The following is a 24,098-nucleotide window of genomic DNA, read 5'->3' as shown; positions in this document are numbered from 1 at the left end:
AAAGGATAGAGCGATATCCGGCAGCAGATGACATGGTGACACATTATTGGAGACATCAGGAGACGTGACTTTACAGACATTCTTTTTTGACAGTTATGGATTATTGCATAATTTTGTATGAAAGTGAAAATGCAAAATTTCAGCCTCCGAATGAAAAGAATTCTGCTATGCATCCTGCTGTCATTAGCCGTCTGGCATATCAATGCCGAAAGTCATTATGTATTCCGGAAGTTAGACATTACAGACGGTCTGTCAAACAGCAATGTCAAAACCATTCTAAAAGACAACTACGGTTATCTCTGGGTCGGGACAGCCGCCGGGCTAAACAGATATGACGGTTATGGCTTCAGGCAATATTCACTCGCTGCATCCAAGCGGGAAATGGGCGAGTTCGTTGATGACATCTGGTCGCTGCAACAGGATGCCGACGGGAATATATGGGCGAAAAGCGCTGACTGTTATGCCGTCTACAACTCCCTGAAAGATGATTTCTCGACTGACATCGACAAATTGCTGGAATCTTATGGAATCACCGTTGAGCAGAAATACAGGATATACGTCGACCGCGAAGCTAACTTATGGGTTGTCACTGACAAGAAAATCTGGGCCTATGACATGAAAACGCGCACATTGCGCAGCATCGAACCCGGACTCAACCTCATCTGCGACGAAATCAACATAGCTGATAACCAGGCCTACATATATTTACTGGTGCCATCTGGCAGATTCCTGAAAATCGACAAACAGACTCTTGCCATCGAATCTCTTTCAGCTCCTGACGGAATAAAATCATTCAACAATATATATGCCGATTATCAACAGGGCCTCTGGCTTTTTTCCAACTATGACAACGACATATATTATCGCCAGAAATCAGCCCCCTGGAGCAAAATCTCACTGACTCCCGCCACCGAGCCCCAAAGTAAAGGCATCAGAAGTATTCTTGACGACCGCAACGGCCATGTGTGGATCGGAACAGACCACAACGGAGCCTACATATTCGACCAGTCAGACGGCTCATTCCAGGCACTGCGCCATAACCTTCTGTCAAGCAGCTCACTGCCATCTGACAATGTATCCTGTCTATATCAGGATGAATCAGGGACAATATGGCTCGGACATAACAAATCAGGCATATCATATTATAACAACGGCCTGCTGCAGTTTGAAAACTTCAGCCTATGCAGGGGCCTTGATGTAGCATCGCTGCTAACTGACAGCAGAAACAATCTGTGGATAGGCACTGACGGCAACGGACTGCTCATCCTGCGCCAAGGAAGCGAGACCATCGAGCGGATTCCGGCAGTGTTCAGCGGATCAATAATCTGTCTGGAGGAAGATTCCGACGGCCGCATATGGATCGGCAGCTACGGCAACGGTCTTTACTGTATAGACGGAAACAACGTCAGACATTTCACTACCGCCAACAGCACTCTCATATCAGACATTATCTGGGCTCTTCAGAACGACGGATCAGGCAATATATGGATAGCGACACTTCAAGGAACCCAATATATCAACAGCAAAACAGATAACTTCATATCCCTCCTCACGGCCAAAGGAGAACAGATCAACTCCATGTGTCTCCACTCAGACAAGAGTGACACAGTCTTTATCGGATCATTCGACGGCTTTTATAAGGTTGACACAGCCACAAAAAAAGCAAGAGGTCACTTCACAAACCGCCGCAATACCCAAAACCTGAAACAAGGATTTGTCAACCAGATCTACAAAGACCGCAAAGGACGCCTGTGGATCGGCCATAACCAAGGCCTCACGATCTGGGACACCTCACGTGACTCAATGTATTACCTTGACAAAAAGAGCGGACTGTGCGACAACATGATCCGAGCCATCCTGGAAGACAATGACGGCCACATATATGCCTCGACAAGCAACGGCCTCTCAATAATCACTGTCCGGGAGGCTGCAGACAGGACTCTGAGCTACAGCATGAGAAACTACACTAAAAAGGACGGTCTCAAAAGCACATTCTTCAATTCAAAATCCGTCACGCGTCCCGACAGCAACTCCATTCTGTTCGGCACCTCAGACGGATGCATATCATTCTATCCGGAAAAAGTGTTCAAAGACCGGCGTCTGCCACCTGACATACTGTTCACCGGCCTCTACATCGGAGGCACACGCATAGCCATCGACTCCATCTACGATGGCCGCCTGATTCTTAAAAATGCGCTGGAGGAAACAAAGCAGATAGAACTTAGCTACGACGACAGACTTATCACCATCGAATTTACAGTCTGTGACCTTACCGGCCAATCAGGAGTACGCTATGCCTACATGCTTGAAGGCATTGACTCCCGATGGATCTTTACTGATGAAAACAAAGTGACTTTTACATCACTCCCTTATGGCAATTACAGACTTTTAGTAAAATCCGGTCTCCCGAACGGCAACTGGAAGGAAGATCCGGCCATACTTGAAATCCGCGTCAGACCTCCATTCTATATGTCAATCTGGGCCTGCATCATATATATGGCTATTATCATCGGCGGAATAATACTGACAGCAAATCTCATCAAAAGAAGACATCGTCAGAAACTTGCCATCCAGCGGCAGGCCATCGAAAGCCAGCAGATAGTACGGATCAACGAACTCAAACTTAAATTCTTCACTAATATCAGCCACGATCTGCGCACACCGCTCACTCTCATCATGGCTCCTCTCCAGGTCTTGCTTGACGAAGTGAAAGATGAACCGACGAGAAAGAAACTGCTGACAATATTTTCAAACGCCCGACGACTTCTCGACCTTATCAACACACTGCTTGATTTCCGCAAACTCGATATAGGAGCTGAAGGTCTCCACTGCCGTAAAGATGACATCATGCGTTTCATCAGCGAACAGTGTGCCCTTTTCACAGACTACGCAGCAAACCGCAACATGGATTTTACCGCCGAATGCGATCCGTCAGGCTATATGATGGACTTTGACTCCGCGAAAGTAGGCAAAGTCCTTAACAACCTGCTGTCTAACGCGTTTAAATATACCCCTGACGGAGGCAGCGTCAGTGTGAAAGCCACTCTGAAAGACAGAGATCTGACAATCCGCATCGCCGACAGCGGCCAAGGCATAAGTCCGGAAGCAAAAAAGCATATCTTCGAACGCTTCTATCAGGGCGAGCAGGGCAACCATAAAACTGGAAGCGGAATCGGACTGCATATAGCGAATGAATACGCCCGCATGCACGGAGGCGATATCTCAGTCAGCGACAATCAGCCAAAAGGGTCTGTATTCACTCTGACTCTACCGGTTGACGGATGCTCCGCTCAATCCGATCCTGAAAAAACCTCCGGCGCCTCCGGGACTCCGGCCAAGCCACCGGCTCCAGAAAACACCTCTGAAGAATCATCTGCCGCGGACTCTCCTGCCACCATTCTTATTGTGGATGACAACGAGGAGTATCGCGATTTCATAGCCGACACTCTATCCAAAGACTACACGATATTCAAAGCAGGCAACGGACGTGAGGCGCTTGACATCATGGCCAAAGGAAACATCAGCCTGATTGTTAGCGATGTGATGATGCCGGTTATGGACGGAATGGAACTATGCCGGCAGGTCAAGACCAATATCCGGTGGTCTCACATCCCGGTCATACTGCTGACCGCCAAAACCGCTGAGGAATACCGCCTCGAAGGGCTCGAACTCGGAGCCGACGACTATCTGACCAAACCGTTCAATCTCAAGCTTCTGCAACTGCGCATAAAGAAATTCATCGACCTGTTCGAACGCAACCACCGGATGTTCAGCAACAAGCTCGATGTCTCCCCAAGCGAGATCACCATAACCTCACTTGATGAGAAACTCGTTGAAAAAGCCATTCGCATTGTCGAGGAGCATATGAGCGACTCTGACTTCTCCGTCGAGTTACTGAGTTCCGAACTTGCCCTTAGCCGCGGATATCTCTATAAAAAACTTATGGCTATCACAGGCAAAGGCCCGGCTGAATTCATACGCACCATCAGATTGAAACGCGCCCGGCAGCTGCTTGAGCAAAGCCAGATGCAGGTTGCCGAAATCGCCTACATGTGCGGTTTCAACTCTCCACGACGCTTTGCCCAGAATTTCAAAAACGAGTTCGGAATGTTGCCTTCTGAGTTTTTGAAGGGCCGTACATGATTCATGATACATCGCGGCGCATTCCAGAATACATAATGGGCCGAGACTATCCGAGGGCTGTAACTATATTTGTTTCAGCTAATCATTATCAGCCTCTAACACAAATCAGTTTTATGTTATCAAAAAAGCAACTTGCCAGTATTTTTGCTATCACCTTACTTATAAACGGATCTTCCGCCGCCGAAGCCGCGGAAGACCATCAGTTTGAAAAGACGCCGAAACTCGGCACCGGAAACTGCAATCCGCTGCTTGACTTTCTGCATGTAGCCGATCCGACCGCCGTAGTTCATAACGGGCGTGTGTATGTCTATGGCACAAACGACCAGCAAGAACTTGACTCCGTGGGTCGCGATGGCAAAAACAGCTACGCACATATCCATTCTCTCGTGATGATGTCGTCAGATGACATGGTAAACTGGACCTACCACGGAATCATCGATGTGGAACAGGCTGCCCCCTGGACCGGCGAAAAAGGCGTATCATGGGCTCCGTCCATAATCTCACGCGCCGAAAGTGACGGCCTGACTCATTTTTATATGTACTACTCCCACGGCGGAGGCGGTGTCGGTGTCATCACCGCAACTTCTCCTGTAGGACCCTGGACTGACCCGCTCGGTCATGACCTTATAGATGTGAACACCCCCGGACTTACAGACTGCCCGGCCCCCTTCGATCCCGGTGCGGTCATTGACGAAAACGGCGTAGGCTGGCTGTCATTCGGGGGAGGACGCAGCTCAAAAGCCACCACATTCCTGCCGGGAAGCGCCCGCATAGTCCGCCTCGGAAGCGACCTTCTGAGCCTTGACAGCGAAATCAGCGAAATTCCTGCTCCATACTTCTTTGAAGCCAGTGAGCTGAACTATATAAACGGCACATGGGTCTACTCCTACAGTACCGACTGGGTCGACCGCACCGAATGGAACGATCCAGAAGTCTCGCACCCCTCAATCTGTTCGATCGGTTATATGACATCGACCGACCCGCTCAACCGCGACAGCTGGAAATTCCGTGGCGACATTCTCAAAAATCCTCATGACTATGGGATGGAATATACCAACAACCACACACACTTCCTGCGTTTCAACAATGAGTATTACATCTTCTATCACACCAATCACCTTGCTGACTTCAGAGGCATCACTACCGGCTACCGGAATATCTGCGTAGACCGACTTGAAGTTGACGAAAACAGCATCGCGATACCGACTGGACAGATGACCCAGACCGGAGTCTCACAGATCAAACCGCTCGATCCGTTCGCCTGGCAGCAGGCCGAGACCGTAGCCGCCACCTCAGGCATAAAATTCGAACACACTGACGTGGCCGGCAACATGGTTGCCTGCGGATTAGGCTCAGGTCAGCAGTCTGAAGTCCGTGGCGCAGACTTCGGGAAAGGAGCTTCTCGATTCGAAGCCAAAGTCAGAGGCAAAGGTGTTATCGACATTCACATCGGAAGTCCCAAAGGCAAGCGTGTAGGAAGCCTCGTCATTGATCATCCCCAATGGCAGACCGTCAGCGTCCGGCTCGGCAAAAAGCTCAAAGGGAGCCAGGACCTCTGCTTCGTCTACCGGGACGGCGATTTCAAATTCGACGAATGGCGTTTCATCCGCTGATCACACATTGCCATAGACACAGACGCTCTATACATATTATAAGTCGTTAAAAAACAACCTCTTAAACCTGAAAACATTTATCATTTTATCATTTTACCATTAATATCATGAAGTTATGCAAGTCGCATTGAAAAAACAACGGCACCTGTTACGATTGATAGTTGTCGTGTTGCTGGGATGTGTTGTCTTCCCAAGTTTTGCACAGGACTTTAAACTTACCGGCGTGGTCAGAGGCGCTGATGACAATATGCCTCTGATCGGAGCCACAGTAAGAGTCCAGTCCGGAGCAGTCACTGTCACTGATGCCGATGGCGCTTTCAGCGTCAATGTCAGAAAAGGACAGACTGTGACATTCTCCTACATCGGCTACACAACCCAAAGCATCAAAGTCAGTGACAGATCCAAAGTCGAGATCTATCTCAAGGAAGACTCCAAAACGCTGGATGAAGTAGTGGTTGTCGGTTACGGAACCATGAAGCGCAGCGACCTGACAGGATCTGTGGTATCAGTCTCTGCGGAAGACATCAAAAAAACCGTGGCCACATCGCTTGACCAGGCTCTTCAGGGCCGCGCGGCCGGTGTGCAGGTGACACAGAACTCCGGTGCCCCCGGCGGCGGTATCTCGGTCAGCATCCGAGGCACAAACTCGCTCAACGGCAACGAACCTCTCTACGTCATCGACGGTGTGCCCCTCTCCGGCCAGGCCGACGGCAATTCAAATGCTCTTTCAGCCATCAACCCCTCTGACATCGTGTCAATGGAGGTGCTGAAAGACGCATCGGCCACAGCCATTTACGGTTCACGCGCAAGCAACGGCGTGATCATGATCACTACCCGGCGCGGTGAAGCAGGAAAAACAAAACTCAGCTATGAAGGATATTACGGAATCCAGAACATCCCCGACCGCCTCGATGTAATGGACCTGCGCCAGTTCGCCACCTACCGTAACCTCCGTGCCGAGGTGATGGGCTTCGGCGCCACCGAGGAATTCGCCGATGTGTCTATTCTCGGCAAAGGCACAGACTGGCAGGACGAAATTTTCAGAACAGCCCATATGCATAACCACCAGCTGACAGTCTCAGGCGGCAACGATTGGGGTAAATATGCCATCGGCTTAGGCTATCTCGGTCAGGACGGTATTGCTATCGGATCAGATTTCGAGCGTCTGTCAGGCCGAATCAACATCGACACCAACATCACCAAATGGCTTTCATTCGGTGTCAGCGCCTCTTTGAGCCGCACAAAGCAGACCAACACGATTGACAACGGCAATATCATCCGCACCGCACTTGACCAGCACCCCAACGTACCTGTCAGAAACCCTGACGGATCATACGGCTATCAGACCGAAGACAACAACTTCGGCACATTCTATGCAAACCCCGTGGCCGACGCTCTGCTCCGCGAAGATTATAACCGCGGAACCGACTTCTACGGCAACCTGTTTGCCGACTTCAAGATCATCAACGGTCTGAATCTGCGTGTGGAATACGGCGGAGGCTTCAACTACAGCAACCACTACTATTACCGCCCGACTTACGACTACGGATTTTTCATTCAGGACTCTGAAAGCTCACGAAGCGCAAGCAACGGCAAGAACTACTTCTTCAAGACATTCCTGACCTACGACAAGCACATCCGCAACCACTCGTTCAACGTGATGATCGGTCATGAGTCAAGTGAAAACGAATATGAATATCTCTCCGGAAGCCGAAAAAACTACTTCCTCAACTCAGTCCACGAACTTGTAGCCGGCGATGCGCTGACAGCCAAAAACAACAGTTCGAGAGGATCAGGCTCGATGGAGTCATACTTCGGACGCGCCAACTACAATTTTGCCGACCGCTACCTGCTGACCTTCACACTGCGTGCTGACGGATCTTCGAACTTCGGCAAAGCCAACCGCTGGGGCTGGTTCCCCTCAGCAGCCTTCGGATGGCGTATCTCTCAGGAAAAATTCATGAAAAATGTAGAACCGGTCAATAACCTCAAACTGCGTTTAGGATGGGGTATAGTCGGAAACCAGAACGCCGGAGCATACGCCTACGGCACCACAATGGCTTCAAGCGCCACTATCTGGGGCGCCGGATTCTATGCCGGAAACTACTCCAACGACAAACTCAAATGGGAAGAAACAAAATCGTACAACGTCGGTCTTGATCTGGCCATGTTCAACAACAGACTCGAATTCATAATCGACGCCTATCTTAAAAAGACAGACAATCTGCTTATGCAGGCCTCACTGCCTGACTACGTGACCTCCATAATCTCCTCACCTTGGGTCAATGCCGGAGCCATAGAAAACAAAGGCTTCGAATGGACTCTGAATACCGTCAACATCAGCACCCGCGACTTTTCATGGCGTACCGGATTCACCTTCTCGCTTAACCGCAACAAGGTTACCAAACTCTACACCAAGACATCAAGCATCACCGGAAAGATCGGCGCCGACACCTATACCAACACCGTTGTCGGACAGCCCGTAGGCCAGTTCTACGGCTACAACGTAATCGGCATGTTCAAGGAAGCTGACGATTTCTATGTCAAAGACCAGAACGGCGACTTCATGCTTGACGACAACTTCAACAAAATTCTCGTGGCAATTCCTGAGGGCAAGACAATCAAGGAAAACGAAATCTGGTATGGAGACTACATATTCGAAGACGTGAACAAAGACGGAGTAATCAATGAAAGCGACCGTAAGTTCATAGGCAATCCTGAGCCAAAATTCACTTACGGATTCAACACCACCCTTACTTACAAAGACTTTGACTTCAACCTCTCACTTGTAGGGGTACAGGGCAACAAGGTGTTCAACTACCTGCGCCAGGTCTACACAGACCCTATGAGAAACTCCAATCTTCTCATGGAAACCACAAGGCTCGCCAACGTAGGGCTCATTGATCCGAACGGAGGCCATACGTTTGAAAACATGCATGTGATCAACTCCGACGCCCGTATCTGCCGCATCGCTCTTGACAATTCGAACAACAACAACCGCATGAGCAGCTATTTCGTTGAAGACGGTTCATATCTGCGCGTCAAGAACATATCATTGGGCTATACTTTCCCGAAACAGCTGATAAAGCGTGCAAGCATCGAGAACCTCCGCCTCTATTTCAACGTGCAGAATCCTTTCACATTCACCCGCTACAAAGGATTCGACCCCGAAATCGGAGCCTACAACTACAACGTGCTCACACGCGGCATCGACTATGCCCGCTATCCTTCACAGGTGATCTACACCTTCGGACTCAATGTCTCACTTTAACCTTAACACCAATGAAAAAATTATATATTCCATTGATCGCTATCGCCGCCGCTTCATGCGTTGCATCATGCAGCGACGACTTTCTTGAGAAACTCCCGCAGGGAAACTATGTAGACGGAACTTTCTATGTCTCTGACAAAGCACTCGAATCAGCGACATCCGTACTCTATAACAGACCCTGGTTTGAATATAACGGAGAAGGCGCACTCTGCATCAGCAGTCTCGCCAATGAATGTTTCGACGCATGGAACTTTCCGCAGTTCAACACCTTGCAGGTCACCGCACTTGACAGCCACCTGTCAAACATCTGGAGGTCATTCTATGCCGTAGTGACGATGTCAAACTCTGTCATTGAGGCCTGCGAGACCAAAGCGACCGCCGACTGCACCGAAGAGGGAATCCATCGCGCCATCGGTGAAGCGCGCCTGATGCGTGCTGCCGCATATTTCTATGCCCTGCGTCTGTGGGGCCCGGTTATCCTCTTCGAACACAATCAGGAGATAGTCGACAACCCTGTGCGTCCTCTCAACAAGGAAGAAGACGTGTTCAAATTCATCATCCGTGACCTTGAATATGCCGCTGAATATCTACCTGAATCATGGATCAAAGGGCGCGCAACCTGCTGGGCCGCAAAAGCTCTTCTTGCCAAAGTCTACCTCTGCCGCTCCGGATGGAACGGAGGAAACCGCGACGAGGCCGACCTTGAAAAATGCAAGGAACTCTGCGAGGACGTCTGCACCAAAAGCGGGCTGAAACTGCTCCCCACATATGCCGATCTCTTCAAATACAAATTCAACAACAATGAGGAATCGCTGCTGGCCATGCAATGGGTGCCGCTCGGAGAATGGGGAACACAGAACACACTCTACTCTATCCTCTCATTCTCTGACATCTCCGGAGGCGTAGCCGCATGGGGCTCTCCATTCGCACCGCTCGAAATGCTCGACCAGTACGAACATTCCGACACAATCCGCCGCAACGCCACATATTTCACACAGCACTCGTTCTATCCGGAACTCTGCATGGACAAAGGCGGCTATCACTACGACAAGGAAAACGCCCAGACCAAGAAAGGCGCCATCGGTGGGCCTGACGATGACAATGACGGCTATGTGGCTCCAATGAGCTCTCCGCTCAACACCTATATAATACGTCTCGCCGACACTTATCTCACCTATGCGGAAGCCTGCCTCGGCAATCAGGAAAAACTCACCGGCGGCCCAGGCCTCGAATACTTCAACAAAGTCAGAGAAAGAGCCATGATCGACCCCAAGACATCCGTGACATTCGATGACATTATCCGTGAGCGCCGCATTGAATTCAGCATGGAATACACCAACTGGTATGAATACATCACCTGGTTCAAATGGAAACCTGAAAAGATTCTCAATATGATCAACAATCAGGAACGCGGCACCCGCGCCGACAAAATCAAAAAAGATTCTGACGGCGAACTGATAATCGAAGGCATCATCCAGCCTACCTCACCGGTAGTCGTGATAGCAAGCAAGATGTTCATGCCCTATCCTGAAAACGATGTGATCCAGAACCCGCTGCTCAAAGCAGAACCTGTCAGCTATAATTTCAAAGACTAAGAGAGTGGTATATCAAACGAAATAACATGATAACAATGAAAAACTATATAAGCTGTTTCTGCGTAGCCATCGTGTGCATGATGCAGATGCTGTGTTTTGTCTCCTGCAAATCAGACGGAGATGACGGAGGTCAGCCTGTGATCACCGGAGTCCGCACGATTGATCCGGAAAAGGCCGACAGCCTGTTCACCGAAGCAGACCCCTGGGATATAATCGTCCTCGTTGGCCATAATCTCGGTGGCGCGAAAGAAATCTACATCAACGATCAGAAAATTTCTTTCAACCCCACGTATGCTACCTCGACCCACATAATCCTCTCGATTCCGGGCGAACTTAAGCTCGTAGGCGCCAACCCTGAACTGAAATCAGAGATCAGAGTTGTCACCAGCCACGGCACCGCTACATATGCGTTCCACATCAACTCCCCGGCTCCATATCTCATATCCTATACCGCCGACTGGGACGATGACAAGCCTCTGTCGCCCGGACAGGAGATACGTATTAAAGGAGAAAACATCTATGAAGTGGAAAGCCTCTATCTCACAGACTTCAATCCTCTTGAAGTTGATGATGACGGAAACCCGGTCGAACCGGAAGGTCCGGTGACGAAATATGAGATCACAGACTATGAAATCGGTCCCGACTTCGACCTCATCACCGCAAAACTTCCCGCCACGGTTCTCGAAAAAGGCTACATCGTGATCGAATGTCACTCCGGATCATCGGTAATCGGATTCACTTCCGCCAAGCCCAATCCGCCGGTAATCGAGGAAATTTCATCTGACATGCCTGTATGGGGCGAGCCATGCACTCTCTTCGGCAAGGAATTCAATGATCTTGTGGCCATCATCATCGGCAAAAACGAAATCACTATTCCGGCCAAAGACATCACAGTCAATGATGACAAAACTCAGCTCACATTCTCGCTGCCCACTCTGCCTGAAAAAGGCGGACGCCTGATCCTCGTGACCGAGCAGGGCCGCGACACAATACCCTTCTATCAGAAGAGCACCGTACTGATCGACTTCGACAGCTTCGGACGTTATTTCTGGGGCGGAACCGACAGCAACAAAGTGGTAGACCAGACATCTGCCAACAATAAACCGGCCAATACCTCCGGCAAATTCTGGGGAATCGAAGGAACCACACAGCTCAACAACGGATGGTGGGGACCTCTCTACCTCGGCGAGTCACAGATACCCGACATTCCTGAGAGCACCCCGATCGAAGACATCGAGTTCCGCTACGAATGCTATATGCACTATCCTGAAGTCGAAGGCATGGAATGCTGGTTCATTCTCTGTGACGGAAGTGACTTCAAGGGCCAGTACACGTTCAACGGCTACCATGATCGCATCACCGGCAAATGCGAGACCGGCAGATGGATGTCTTGCTCCATACCGCTGAGAAATCTCGTCACCGGAGGCAGCACCTATGGTGACATCAGACTCTCACTGACATCGGTCTATCTCCATCTCTGCAACGGACTGGCCGAACAGGATGTGGCAGTCTACTTCGACAACTTCCGTCTGTATGTCAGACAGTAAATCTCAAAACAGCCACTAACACAGATATTACAAAACGATATGAGACATCTGAATATAATTCCAATCGCTCTATCTCTGTTGCTTTCATTCGGCAGCATCTCATGTTCCGACAACAAAGATGTCTATGACACAGAAGACATCCACTTCGTGCTCGAAAACGATGTACTGTCATTTCAGAGAGAAAGCAACTCTAACAACTTCCGCATCAAGTCAGCTGTCACTCCGCAGATCTCATGCAGCGAAAACTGGGTCAGCCTCAAGCTCGAACGCCTGACCGCTTCAATCTATCGCCTCTATGTCACCGTTGATGAAAACAACGGTGACAGCAGATCGGCAGAGGTGACAATCAAATCCGGTGACGAAACCAAGACTCTGACCGTCAATCAGTCGGCCCTTGCTCAGGCTTCCGTACATGAAATAGCTGACTGGCTGGGTCTGGGATGGAATCCCGGCAACCAGATGGATGCCTACAAAAACGGTGTTGCCGACGAACTCTGTGACGGCAACTATCCGCTGACTCAGGAACTCTTCAACAAGATCAAGGCTGCCGGCATCAAGACTGTGCGCCTGCCGGTGACATGGATCGGGCATATCGGAGCAGCACCTGACTACAAAATCGATGATCGTCTCGAACGAGTGGCCGAAATTGTAGGCTATGCCGAAAATGCAGGGCTTAACATAATCGTCAACATCCATCATGACGGCTCTGGCGGCTACGGCTTCTGGCTCGATTTCAAAGGCGCAGCCGCAAACATAGCCAAAAACCTTGAAGTTGAAGACCAAATCCGCAAAGTATGGACACAAATTGCAGAACGGTTTGTCGACACCGGTGATTTTCTGATTTTCGAAGGCTTCAACGAAATCCATGACGGAGACTGGGGCTGGGGCGCGAACACCACAGACAACGGTCACCAGTACCGACTCCTCAACGAATGGAACCAGCTGTTTGTGAACACCGTGCGTGCCACCGGAGGCAAAAATGCCACACGCTATCTCGGAATCCCCGGCTATGCCGGAGGCTGGGAACTTATTGAGCATCTCGAACTGCCCAAAGACCCCGCGACAGGACGTCTGCTCGTCTCGGTCCACTGCTACTCTCCCGGCAAATTCTGCATGGAATTCTATGACGAAGGCGGTAACTGGACATACCTCCCCGAATGGGGCCACACTGCATCCGAAGGCAAATATCCCGCAGACGATGTAGATGAAGAAGGTCTTGCCAACATTTTCAAAGGCCTGAAAGAAAGATTCACAGACAAAAACATCCCTGTCTACATCGGTGAATTCACCTGCACCAACCGTCCCGCCGGACGCGAAAGCGCATTTCGCGACTATTACCTTGAATATTTCTGCAAGGCTGCTCATGACTGTGGACTGGCACCCGTATTCTGGGATAACGGAGGTAAAGGCTTAGGAGCGGGCCAAGGCGCCATCTTCGACCGTCAGACCGGAGATTTTGTTCATTCCAATGCAGCCTCGGTCGCCGCGATGGTACGCGCCGTTTCCGACCATAGCCCCGAATACACCCTTGAAAGCATCTATGAAAGAGCTCCCGCCCCTGAATCAATATAACAACGTCATCATAAATATATAGGTGCAATAATAAGAGATCGTTTTTAATCGTATCCTCTGTCCGTGTCAGCGACAGAACCGTAGGCTGACACGGTCAGAGGATTTTTCATACTATTCGCCATGAATAAAGCATTTCACCGCCACATAACGGCAACAGCCATAGGTCTGACAATCGCTGCCACAGCCTGGGCACAGCGTCCGATAGTGCAGACTAATTTCACTCCCGATCCGGCCCCGATGGTCTACAATGATACCTTCTATATCTATACCGGCCATGATGAGGACGGTCGCCACGATGAATTCGTAATGAATGAATGGAGAGTATATTCATCAAAAGACATGGTCAACTGGACCGACCACGGCTCTCCGATGTCACTCGACACCTTCAGCTGGGCCGAATGGGGCGCCTGGGCCTCACAATGTATCGAGCGCAACGGTAGATTCTACTGGTATGTATGCTGCGTGGACAGCAGAACCCATGACATGGCTATAGGCGTGGCCGTAGCCGACAGTCCTACAGGACCATTCACCGACGCTATAGGAGCGCCCCTTGTCAGTGATCCGGGCGGCTACATTGACCCTACAGTCTTCATCGAACCTGACGGAAACGCCTGGCTCTACTGGGGAAACCCAGGTCTGTGGTGCTGCAAACTGAACCCCGATATGATATCCTATGACAAAAATTTTACCATCAGCGGAAATCATGTCGAAAAAGTCAAGGACGGCGTCTACAAATTCATTCAGACCGAAGATTCCTTCGGCGGACCGGAGAAACTTGCCGAAGGCACTGCCTTCACTGATTACAAAGACCTCTACGAAGAAGGACCCTGGTTCTACAAGCGCAACGGCAGCTACATTCTCGCTTATGCCGCAGGCGGAGTTCCGGAACACATATCCTATTCGGTAAGCGACTCCCCCTGGGGACCGTGGAAATACGCCGGACAGATCATGCCCCTTCAGGAAATGGGCTCATTCACCAACCATTGCGGAATAGCCGACTTCAAAGGACGGCACTATTTCGCCTATCACTGCGGCACTCTTCCCGGCGGCAGCGGTTTCAACCGGTCTACGGCGATCGAACAGTTTGAATACAATCCTGACGGCTCTCTCCCGATAATCCTTCCCACGACCAAAGGCCCGGACCCGGTCGGCACACTCAACCCCTACTCCCGCGTTGAAGCCGAGACTATAGCCTGGTCAGAAGGTCTGAAGACTGAGCCGAACGCAAAGACAGGCATCTACGTTTCCGACATACACAATGGCGACTATCTTCAGGTGCGCGAAGTTGATTTCGGCAAAAAATCGCCCTCGCGGCTGACAGTCTCGGTGGCAAGCGCACTCCGAGGCGGAACAATCAACGTCTACTCCGGCGGCACAGACAGGCAACTCATTGCCTCGGTCAAAGTCCCCCCGACCGGCGGCTGGGAAGAATGGGAATCCGTGACTGTGCCTTTAGCCACTCCTGTCACCGGCGTCCATGATCTCACCTTCGCCTTCAGCGGCCAGAAAGGCTGCAAACTTTTCAATTTCGATTTCTGGAAATTCGACTGATCCATAACACCAGCACAGAAACAATGAAAAAAATCCAACTTCTCATAGCATCGGCATTACTGTCTGTCACCACCTCATTCGGTCAACAGAAATCATGGACTGCCGACAACGGCAACGGCACTTTCACAAACCCGCTGTTCTACGATGAATTTTCCGACCCTGACATAATCCGTGTCAATGACACATTCTATCTTGTCGGGACCACCATGCACTGCAATCCAGGACTCGTGGTCCTCGAATCAAAAGATCTTGTCAACTGGGACTTCTGCAGCTATGCCTTCGACCGCATAGACATCGATGATCCCCGCTTCAGACTCGAAGACGGAAAAGAAGCATACGGACAGGGAATATGGGCCCCGTGCATACGCTATCATGACGGCACCTTCTACATCTTCTCCAACATAAACGGAATAGGCATGCAGGTCTACACAGCCTCTGATCCGAAAGGACCTTGGAAACACTACAGCCTCGGAGGCTGGATACATGATCTGTCAGTACTCTTTGACAACGGCCGCATATACGCCATCCACGGCTACGACGAAGTGCACTGCATCGAGATCAAGCCTGATTTCAGCGGCTATGTAGATGGCAGCGACCGCTGCATCATACCCGCCGGAAACGCTATGGGTGAAGGCCACCACGCCTACAAGATCGACGGGAAATACTATATCATCAGCGCCGACTACTCCCCTATGGGACGCATGATGTGTGCGCGCGCCGACCGCCTCGAAGGGCCCTACGAGACCCGCGTCATCAGCTGCCGTGAAACCCTTGGCACCGAACATTCGACATGGGCCACAGACATACCTATGGACGGCGCCATGCCGGAACCGGGCAAATGGCGCCTGAAAACCGGCAAACCGAATGCCGACAACATGGGCTGCGCCACACTCCACCAGGGCGGAATAGTACAGCTCGAAAATGGCGACTGGTGGGGCTTTTCGATGCTTGACTTCCTTGCCGTGGGCCGCACCACCTGCCTGTCGCCTGTGACATGGGTGGACGGATGGCCCTATTTCGGCCTCCCCGGCAACCTTGGCCGCACGCCGCGCACTTGGCTGAAACCGCAGGTCAACGCAACAGTGAAACCACACGCACCCTACACCCGCAGCGACAATTTCGACAGCGGCCGGCTCCAGCCCGTCTGGCAGTGGAACCATCTGCCAGATGACAGCCAGTGGTCTCTGCGCAAAGGCCGTCTACGGCTGAACTCACTTCCGGCCAAAAATCTCTATTGGGCAAAAAACACCCTCACCCAGCGTGGCATAGGTCCGGTATCCGTAGCCACAGTGACCCTCGACGCATCCAAAATGAAGAAAGGCGATGTGGCAGGTCTCGGACTGCTCAACATTCCGTATGAATGGATAGGCATTGAGGTAAAAGACAACGGCCCGGTCATAAGCTTCTATGACCTTGGAACCGACACAACCATCGAGCAGCCTCTTGAAAAACCGGAACTGCACCTGCGAATAACAGGCGACTTCGAGCACGAATGGGCGCAGTTCAGCTACAGCACCGACGGACAAAGTTTCAATGACATTGGCGGCAGAATGGTGATCCCCTATCAGACTAAAACCTTCCAGGGTGCACGCTATGCCCTCTTCGCCTTCAACCGTCTTCTCTCCAAAGGCGGCTATGCCGAATTCGACAATTTCACCGTTGACGAACCGCTCGCCGACCGCAGCGGCAACATTCCATTCGGTAAGACCATAACCATAAGCAATCTGGCCAACGGCCACAGACTGGTGGCCCACCGGCGCAAAATGGTGCTCTCGGCATGGCAGGGAGACAAAGACTTTGATTCTGTCAACACCCGGTTCAGAGTCCATGACCGAGGCAACGGCAAGGTTGTGCTCGAAGCCGTCAACGGCAATGGCTTCATGACCGTGGCCGGACTCGGCTTGTCCGGAGACCTCCGCCTGTCAGCCACTGAGACCGATGACTGCCTTTTTATGTGGCAGGACATGCTCCACGGCCAGTGTATGCTTCTGTCTCTGAAAACAAACCGCTATGTCGGAATCGATCCGGCATCCGGCGAGATCTATGGGGCTGACTGGCCCGGCACCTCCGCAAGCCGGCTCGGCGGCACAGTATTCCAGTGGGAAGACTCAGAATTATAATCCAAACCGTAACAATTATGAACAGAATAATCAGCACAGCTATCTCCATCATCTGCATTCTGTCAGGGGCTACTGCAGCCGGAGTTTCCGCAGCCCCGGCAGTAGAGCAGTGGAAAATATTCGAACTCTCATTCCGGCAGAAAGCCGGTCAGCATCCGTTTGACAACATCGACTCCCGATGCACCTTCATCAATGGCTGCGACACCGTAAAAGTCAGCGCATTCTATGACGGCAACGACACATATAAAATCCGCTTCATGCCCCACAAGCCCGGCCGGTGGACCTACCGCACTTCCGGAAACAATCCGAAATCGAATCTGCGGGGCAGTTTCGATTGCCTTCCGGCATCACCCGGAAACCACGGTCCTGTCAGAGTCGACTCGCTCGGATTCGCCTACTCCGACGGAACCGCCTACATTCCCGTGGGTACTACCTGCTACGCATGGACACATCAGCCCGACAGCCTCATACAGCTGACACTCGAAACCCTCCGCAACAGCTGTTTCAACAAAATCCGAATGTGCATATTCCCCAAAAGCTACGACTGGAACCGCAACGAACCAATTCTATACCCCTTCGAAGGCGAGACAGGCAACTGGGATTTCAACCGTCTCAATCCCGCCTATTTCAGAAACATCGAACAGTGCATCGCCTCGCTTGACAGCCTCGGCATCGAAGCCGATCTGATTGTCTATCATCCCTATGACCGCTGGGGCTTCAGCAAACTCGACAAGGAAACCAGAGACCGCTACATGCAATATGTAATCTCCCGCTTCGGCGCATTCAAAAACGTCTGGTGGAGCATGGCCAACGAATATGACTTCATGGAAGCCTATGACACCGCCGACTGGCAGCACCATCTCCGCTTCTTTGCTCTGAACGATCCCTACGGACATCTGAGAGGCATCCACAACGGCGTTAAACTCTATGACCAGAACGACCCATACGTCACCCACGTCAGCATCCAGTCATCCGACATGGCCAATGCCGGAAACCTGCGCTCTCAATATCGCAAGCCGGTCATTTACGACGAATGCCGCTACGAAGGCAACATCCCTTGGGTGTGGGGCACCCTCTCAGCCGAAGAAATGGTACAGAAATTCTGGGAAGGCTTCACAAGAGGTGCTTTTGTAGGCCACGGAGAAGTGATACTCACACAGCCAGAAGTCGGGCCTGACAGATCAGACGAAATCCTGTGGTGGTCAAAAGGAGGTGTGCTCCGGGGCAAAAGCCACGACCGCATCAGATATCTGAAACAGATTCTGGCTGACGCACCTTCAGCCCGTCTCACCCCGGTAGAAGGCATAACCGGATGGCAGAACTATCCGACTCTCGGCGCCGGCGATGACTGGTATCTCATATACTTCGGCCGCGACATCCACTGCCAGCTCCTGCTTGAACTGCCGGAAGACAAAACCTACAGAATAGAACTTATCGACACCTGGGGCATGACCTCCACTGTGCTTGACGGAACCTTCAGCGGCCACTCGCTGATAACCCTGCCACAGCTGCCCTACATGGCGGCAAGGCTGACAGCCGTGCCACGCTGATCCAGCCTCCGATCTCACCGCCCGGTTTCTCAGAGTGGCCATAATGCCCTCTAAAACCAGGTGGTGATGACCGGATAGCCCCAAAGGCCTGTTTCAAGGTCGAGTGTCATTTTGCCTCCTGTCCTGGTCCGGTTGTAGCGCTTAAGCGGCACTTCTATCTCTTTCAGCCTCCCGTTGTCGAAGCGCACACGCAATATATATTTATAATATGGATTGCCACGGCGATAGCGGTTGCGCCCCACGCGCTGGGTGTGGTAGTGTTTTTCCTGCAGTCGTTCCTCCACCGTCACCTCCTCGGTGTGCAGGGTAGTGTCATCTGCAAACCAGAAATTCAGACCGAGGATCAGAAACAGAACCACACCGGTCATCACGACCATATGCCCCAATAGAGCCACATATGGATTGACACCTCTCCATACCTTACCCCAGAATCCGCGCAGCAGAAACCAGATGACCAGAACTGCCGTCAGGGCTATGCCGAGCGGTTCCCACCACTCAACTAACGTGTGGCCGTAGAGAGCCATCGAAAAACCGTAAAACAGCATCACCGACAGGATGGCACCCATCCATTTCAGTGCATTTTTTATATCTTTGAATGTGGTCTTGCTTTTAGTCATAGCGCTATCTGAAACAATGATTGGTCTTATTCGGATATTTTCATAGGCAAAGTTACATCCAATCTCGGAAATTTGCCAAAAAATATATAATTTTGCCACTTGAAAAGCACCTGCGTCACATCCGGCTCTCTTCAAAGCCAGATGTGATTTTTGGCACGAACTTTATAAACTAATCATAAATTACAGACATTATTTTATGAAAAAGAATCTCATCAGAACAATGGCCATCGCCCTCGGTCTGGCCATCGCAGCTCCTGCGTCTGCCCAGTTCAACCTCGGCAAAGCTATCAGCGCTGGCAAAAAAGCAGTGCAGGCTGCAACCCTCACCGATGCCCAGATGGCTGCCTATGTCAAGGAATCAGTTGACTGGATGGATGCCAACAATCCCGTCACCCCTGATGACGACCCCTACACCATCCGTCTCAAGAAACTCACTGACGGACTCAACGATGTTGAAGGAATTCCCCTGAATTTCAAAGTCTACCGCGTGATCGACGTCAACGCATTCGCTTGCGCCGATGGCAGTGTGCGAGTATTCTCCTCACTGATGGACATCATGAGCGACGACGAGCTCCTCGGCATCATCGGCCATGAGATCGGCCACGTGGCAAAACATCACTCCAAAAACGCCTTCCGCACCGAGCTCATGACCGGCGCTCTCAAAGACGGCATAGCATCAACCGGCGGCGTGGCTGCTGCCCTCACCGACTCTCAGCTCGGCCAGCTCAGCGAATCGCTCATCAACGCCAAATATTCGCAGAAGCAGGAGAAAGAAGCTGATGACTACGGCTATCAATTCCTGAAATCACACGGCAAAAACCCCTGGGGCATGGTCCAGGCCTTCGAAAAATTCCAGAAAATGGAAGCTGAAGCAGGCGCATCGTCCTCTTATATCAACAAGATGTTCTCCTCACACCCCGAAACCAAAGAGCGCATCAAACGCATGACTGAACGCTGCACAAAAGACGGCATAGCCCGCCCCGCAGAATCGAAATAAACCTGCCGGATAGATAAATATCCTGAACAAAAAAGTCAGAGACGCCCTCAACGCAGACATCTCTGACTTTTTTTGCACCCATACTGAAAATCTGCCCCCTCGCCGGGAGCAGACATCCGGCGCGATCAGTTTTTCTCCTTAAGAAGATCGCGGATCTCGGTGAGAAGCACCTCTTCCTTGGTCGGTTCAGGATCAGGAGCCGGAGCCTTTTCTTCCTTGCGCTTCAACTGGTTGATGCCCTTGATAGCGATGAAAATACACAGTGCCACAATGAAAAAATCGACTATCGTCTGAATCCACGAGCCCCAGTTGAGCGTCACTTCGGGCTTAAGCACTTCCTGAGTGGTTCCGTCGATGACTGCCTGCTGGATCACAAACTTATAGTCGGTAAAATTGATGCCTCCGGTGGCCACACCGACCAGAGGCATGATGATATCATCGACCAGCGAGGAGATGATTTTGCCGAAAGCGGCACCGATTACCACACCGACTGCCATGTCGATGACATTGCCACGCATGGCAAATTCCTTGAATTCCTTTACAAATGACATTAGAATTGTTATTGATTATAAACTGTGGTGAACTTTTCTAAAACTATGAAACAAACACCGGCCGGCAATTGTTCCACTTGTGATCCATTTTCGCAAAAATACTCAAAAAACATCGTATTACCACGAAACATACACCTTATTTTACTTTTTTAAATAAAACAAGGTAAAAAACGCTAATTTTATTTTGCTGAGACTTGACGGAAATTCAAAAAATAATAGTACCTTTGTGGCGTTTTTGGAGCACGGCCCAAACCGCCGTCAGCTCTGGAACGGTTTGCATTGCGTCTCAACAATTTTCAATAGGATCAGAAAGAACATAACAACCCAATTTTATATACAAAATTATGACAAAAATAGGTATTAATGGTTTTGGCCGCATCGGCCGGTTCGTATTCCGTGCCTCAACCAAGCGCGATGACATCGAAGTAGTTGCTATCAACGACCTTCTCCCCGTTGACTACATGGCTTACATGCTCAAGTACGACACAATGCACGGCAAATTCGACGGCACTGTTGACTACGATCTCGAAAAGAGCCTCCTCATTGTCAATGGCAAGGCTATCCGCGTTACAGCTTGCAAGAATCCCGCTGAAATCGGCTGGGGTGCAGTAGGTGCTGAATATGTTGTTGAATCAACCGGCCTCTTCCTCACCAAGGAAAAAGCTCAGGCTCACATCGAAGCCGGCGCAAAATACGTGGTTATGTCAGCTCCCTCTAAGGACGACACCCCCATGTTCGTTTGCGGCGTTAACCAGGATAGCTACGTCAAGGGCACTCAGTTCGTGTCTAACGCTTCTTGCACCACCAACTGTCTCGCTCCTATCACCAAGGTGCTCAATGACAAGTTCGGCGTTGTTGAAGGCCTCATGACTACCGTTCACTCTACCACCGCTACTCAGAAGACTGTCGACGGTCCCTCTATGAAGGACTGGCGTGGTGGCCGTGCTGCCGCTGGCAACATCATCCCCTCTTCTACCGGCGCTGCCAAGGCTGTAGGTAAAGTTATCCCCGAACTCAACGGCAAACTCACCGGTATGTCAATGCGTGTCCCCACTCTTGACGTATCTGTAGTTGACCTCACCGTTAACCTCGCCAAGCCCGCTACTTACGATGAAATCTGCGCCGCTATGAAGGAAGCTTCTGAAGGCGAACTCAAAGGCATCCTCGGCTACACCGAAGACGCAGTCGTTTCAAGCGACTTCCTCGGCGATCCCCGCACTTCTATCTTCGACAAGAACGCAGGTATCATGCTTTCACCTACTTTTGTTAAGGTTGTCAGCTGGTATGACAATGAAATCGGCTACTCTAACAAGGTGCTCGATCTCATCGCTCACATGAAGAAAGTTAACGGCTAATAATCAGCCATCCGCTTCATACAAGCATAAAAATCCAACGGAAGCAGTCCTGATTTTAAGGGCTGCTTCTTTTTTTAGAATTTTTTTATGCATATTGACACCCGAAATTAAAAAAATCACTATCTTTGTCAAGATTTTTCAAAAAAAATCAGTGGACAAATTCAGTCTGAACATTCGGATCTGCAATCTCGAAAACAGACAATATTTTTCACCTTACTAATAACCAATCGGCCTTGTACCAGGCCAAATTAAAACTTTTTTTTGCGTATGAAAAAAACTCTACTCTCACTGGCAGCAGTTGCTATAACCTTAAGCGCAAGTGCTGAAAAGACCCTTTGGACCATGTCCGACATCAAAGAGGCTAATCCGGCCGTCAATACGGCAACCACTTACACCTACAATGGCCTTACATTTTATGGTGATCCAAAGAGCGATTATGCCGCTGGAGCGACTGTTAATGTTGAAAACTATTCTTTCTCATTCGATGCACGTATTAAACTGGGTGGAGCTTCAGTATTCCAAAGCAACAAAACCATGTCGCGTGTGTTCGAATTCGAAGCAGATGCCAATGAACCCATCCTCGTTTTCTTCACTCATGGATCTTCTTCAGGTGACCCCCGTGGAACATATCTGAGCAATGCCGCAACTACCACTAAAAATGACACAAGCACAGCATTCGCAAAACTCGCAGCTGATGCCGGCAGCAAAGCGTGTCTTAGCGGTGTAAATCCCACCACTGGTAAAGTTTATGTATGGTGCGACAACAATAACGCCATCTATGCAATTGCCAAAGGTTACACTCTTGAAGAACTCAATGATTTCATGAACGGCAGCAGCGAAGATCCCGCTGAAGGCGAAACCTTCGCAATGAAAGGCAATGGAGCTGCAACATATGGTCAGTCATTTGACGAAATTGTAACTCCCTTCGAATTTGACAAAGCCAACAAAACTGTCACACTCTCTGACTTCCTTGGCAGCAAAGCAAACATCGTAATCAAGTTCGAACAGGCAGATCCTAACAAAGACCCCGACATGACCGGCACCGTATTCAACTCTGTTGCTGTAAGCGGTCTTGGCGAAGGCGATGCCAACACCGGATGTGCAATTGAGAATTTCACAGGCTCTGTTATCATCAAAAAAGACGGTGCAAACTTTGGCAAACTTGAAAATGTAACATTCTGGCCCGGCTTCAACAGCCAGCTCGTTGTTGATACAAAATCAATTAATGGCACAAACCAGAAAGTTTACAACCTCACCCTCATGATCGGTGGCGATTTCTACAAATGGGATGCCGCAACTTCTGCTTGGGGCGAAAAAGAAAAGTATCCTGAATTCTTCAAACTTGAAAAAGACATTCCTTTCGTTTCAGACGACCAGTCAGGCATCGACAGCATCGTTACCGACTCTGCTGACGAAAATGCCCCCGTTGAATACTACAACCTCCAGGGCATCCGCCTCAGCGAACCCGCAGCCGGCCAGATCGTGATCCGCCGCCAGGGTTCTAAGGTCAGCAAAATCGTTGTACGCTAATACTTATCGTCACGATTTAAATCGACTCAACCAATAGCAGATCGGTGACCTCGCTCCGAGGTCACCGATTTGTTTTTTTATAGCAA

At 50.5% G+C, this 24,098-nt stretch carries 14 protein-coding genes; 12 read left to right on the top strand and 2 right to left on the bottom strand.

The annotated features are described in order from the left end of the window. Positions 1–150 precede the first annotated feature (150 nt). The 9 genes from C5O23_RS10635 to C5O23_RS10595 all read left to right on the top strand — a co-directional run bounded on the left by C5O23_RS10635 (position 151) and on the right by C5O23_RS10595 (position 18,962). Entirely contained in the window at positions 151–4,143 is a 3,993-nt protein-coding gene (locus C5O23_RS10635) for a hybrid sensor histidine kinase/response regulator (RefSeq protein ID WP_161553597.1), read from the top strand. 113 nt (positions 4,144–4,256) lie between these two features. After that, positions 4,257–5,756: a glycoside hydrolase family 43 protein gene (locus tag C5O23_RS10630; RefSeq protein WP_161553596.1), complete on the top strand. Its 1,500-nt coding sequence runs from the start codon at positions 4,257–4,259 to the stop codon at positions 5,754–5,756. Positions 5,757–5,871: 115 nt separating this feature from the next. Next, complete coding sequence (locus C5O23_RS10625) at positions 5,872–9,027, top strand: SusC/RagA family TonB-linked outer membrane protein (protein ID WP_107032924.1); 3,156 nt, start codon at positions 5,872–5,874, stop codon at positions 9,025–9,027. A gap of 11 nt (positions 9,028–9,038) precedes the next feature. After that, positions 9,039–10,622, top strand: a complete 1,584-nt coding sequence (locus tag C5O23_RS10620; RefSeq protein WP_107032923.1) for a RagB/SusD family nutrient uptake outer membrane protein — start codon at positions 9,039–9,041, stop codon at positions 10,620–10,622. Between the two features lie 35 nt (positions 10,623–10,657). After that, positions 10,658–12,169 carry a glycan-binding surface protein gene (locus C5O23_RS10615; RefSeq protein WP_107032922.1) on the top strand — a complete coding sequence of 504 codons (1,512 nt, stop codon included), beginning with the start codon at positions 10,658–10,660 and terminating at the stop codon, positions 12,167–12,169. Positions 12,170–12,208: 39 nt separating this feature from the next. After that, entirely contained in the window at positions 12,209–13,741 is a 1,533-nt protein-coding gene (locus tag C5O23_RS10610) for a cellulase family glycosylhydrolase (RefSeq protein WP_107032921.1), read from the top strand. Positions 13,742–13,861: 120 nt separating this feature from the next. Next, positions 13,862–15,292 carry a glycoside hydrolase family 43 protein gene (locus tag C5O23_RS10605; RefSeq protein ID WP_107032920.1) on the top strand — a complete coding sequence of 477 codons (1,431 nt, stop codon included), beginning with the start codon at positions 13,862–13,864 and terminating at the stop codon, positions 15,290–15,292. A 23-nt stretch (positions 15,293–15,315) separates the two neighbouring features. Beyond that, the gene (locus tag C5O23_RS10600; RefSeq protein WP_107032919.1) at positions 15,316–17,412 is read left to right on the top strand and encodes a glycoside hydrolase family 43 protein; all 2,097 of its coding nucleotides are present in this window, start codon (positions 15,316–15,318) and stop codon (positions 17,410–17,412) included. A gap of 17 nt (positions 17,413–17,429) precedes the next feature. Beyond that, entirely contained in the window at positions 17,430–18,962 is a 1,533-nt protein-coding gene (locus tag C5O23_RS10595; RefSeq protein WP_107032918.1) for a DUF5060 domain-containing protein, read from the top strand. Positions 18,963–19,012: 50 nt separating this feature from the next. Here C5O23_RS10595 and C5O23_RS10590 read toward each other — a convergent pair whose 3' ends face one another. Then, entirely contained in the window at positions 19,013–19,579 is a 567-nt protein-coding gene (locus C5O23_RS10590) for a hypothetical protein (RefSeq protein WP_107032917.1), read from the bottom strand. 196 nt (positions 19,580–19,775) lie between these two features. On the opposite strand from C5O23_RS10590, the gene C5O23_RS10585 reads away from it, so the two are divergent. After that, the gene (locus C5O23_RS10585; RefSeq protein ID WP_107032916.1) at positions 19,776–20,576 is read left to right on the top strand and encodes a M48 family metallopeptidase; all 801 of its coding nucleotides are present in this window, start codon (positions 19,776–19,778) and stop codon (positions 20,574–20,576) included. A 125-nt stretch (positions 20,577–20,701) separates the two neighbouring features. On the opposite strand, the gene mscL is transcribed toward C5O23_RS10585, so the two are convergent. Then, a complete protein-coding gene (gene mscL, locus C5O23_RS10580) occupies positions 20,702–21,127 on the bottom strand; it encodes a large-conductance mechanosensitive channel protein MscL (protein ID WP_107032915.1) in 426 nt (141 codons plus the stop codon). A 344-nt stretch (positions 21,128–21,471) separates the two neighbouring features. On the opposite strand from mscL, the gene gap reads away from it, so the two are divergent. Continuing rightward, entirely contained in the window at positions 21,472–22,482 is a 1,011-nt protein-coding gene (gene gap, locus C5O23_RS10575; protein WP_107032914.1) for a type I glyceraldehyde-3-phosphate dehydrogenase, read from the top strand. Positions 22,483–22,749: 267 nt separating this feature from the next. Next, on the top strand, positions 22,750–24,012 hold the full coding sequence (locus C5O23_RS10570) for a hypothetical protein (RefSeq protein ID WP_133166550.1): 1,263 nt from the start codon (positions 22,750–22,752) through the stop codon (positions 24,010–24,012). Positions 24,013–24,098 lie beyond the last annotated feature (86 nt).

Origin of the sequence: Duncaniella muris (genome assembly GCF_003024805.1) — a bacterium.
GTDB lineage: Bacteria > Bacteroidota > Bacteroidia > Bacteroidales > Muribaculaceae > Duncaniella > Duncaniella muris.
Note: the sequence above shows the minus strand (reverse complement) of the source record. Positions and strands in the feature narration are given on the sequence as shown.

Excerpts from the sequence above, each read along its gene's own strand:
- C5O23_RS10635 (WP_161553597.1), top strand. The coding sequence starts at position 151 with ATGAAAAGAATTCTGCTATGCATCCTGCTGTCATTAGCCGTCTGGCAT.
- C5O23_RS10630 (WP_161553596.1), top strand. The coding sequence starts at position 4,257 with ATGTTATCAAAAAAGCAACTTGCCAGTATTTTTGCTATCACCTTACTT.
- C5O23_RS10625 (WP_107032924.1), top strand. The coding sequence starts at position 5,872 with ATGCAAGTCGCATTGAAAAAACAACGGCACCTGTTACGATTGATAGTT.
- C5O23_RS10620 (WP_107032923.1), top strand. The coding sequence starts at position 9,039 with ATGAAAAAATTATATATTCCATTGATCGCTATCGCCGCCGCTTCATGC.
- C5O23_RS10615 (WP_107032922.1), top strand. The coding sequence starts at position 10,658 with ATGAAAAACTATATAAGCTGTTTCTGCGTAGCCATCGTGTGCATGATG.
- C5O23_RS10610 (WP_107032921.1), top strand. The coding sequence starts at position 12,209 with ATGAGACATCTGAATATAATTCCAATCGCTCTATCTCTGTTGCTTTCA.
- C5O23_RS10605 (WP_107032920.1), top strand. The coding sequence starts at position 13,862 with ATGAATAAAGCATTTCACCGCCACATAACGGCAACAGCCATAGGTCTG.
- C5O23_RS10600 (WP_107032919.1), top strand. The coding sequence starts at position 15,316 with ATGAAAAAAATCCAACTTCTCATAGCATCGGCATTACTGTCTGTCACC.
- C5O23_RS10595 (WP_107032918.1), top strand. The coding sequence starts at position 17,430 with ATGAACAGAATAATCAGCACAGCTATCTCCATCATCTGCATTCTGTCA.
- C5O23_RS10590 (WP_107032917.1), bottom strand. The coding sequence starts at position 19,579 with ATGACTAAAAGCAAGACCACATTCAAAGATATAAAAAATGCACTGAAA.
- C5O23_RS10585 (WP_107032916.1), top strand. The coding sequence starts at position 19,776 with ATGAAAAAGAATCTCATCAGAACAATGGCCATCGCCCTCGGTCTGGCC.
- mscL (WP_107032915.1), bottom strand. The coding sequence starts at position 21,127 with ATGTCATTTGTAAAGGAATTCAAGGAATTTGCCATGCGTGGCAATGTC.
- gap (WP_107032914.1), top strand. The coding sequence starts at position 21,472 with ATGACAAAAATAGGTATTAATGGTTTTGGCCGCATCGGCCGGTTCGTA.
- C5O23_RS10570 (WP_133166550.1), top strand. The coding sequence starts at position 22,750 with ATGAAAAAAACTCTACTCTCACTGGCAGCAGTTGCTATAACCTTAAGC.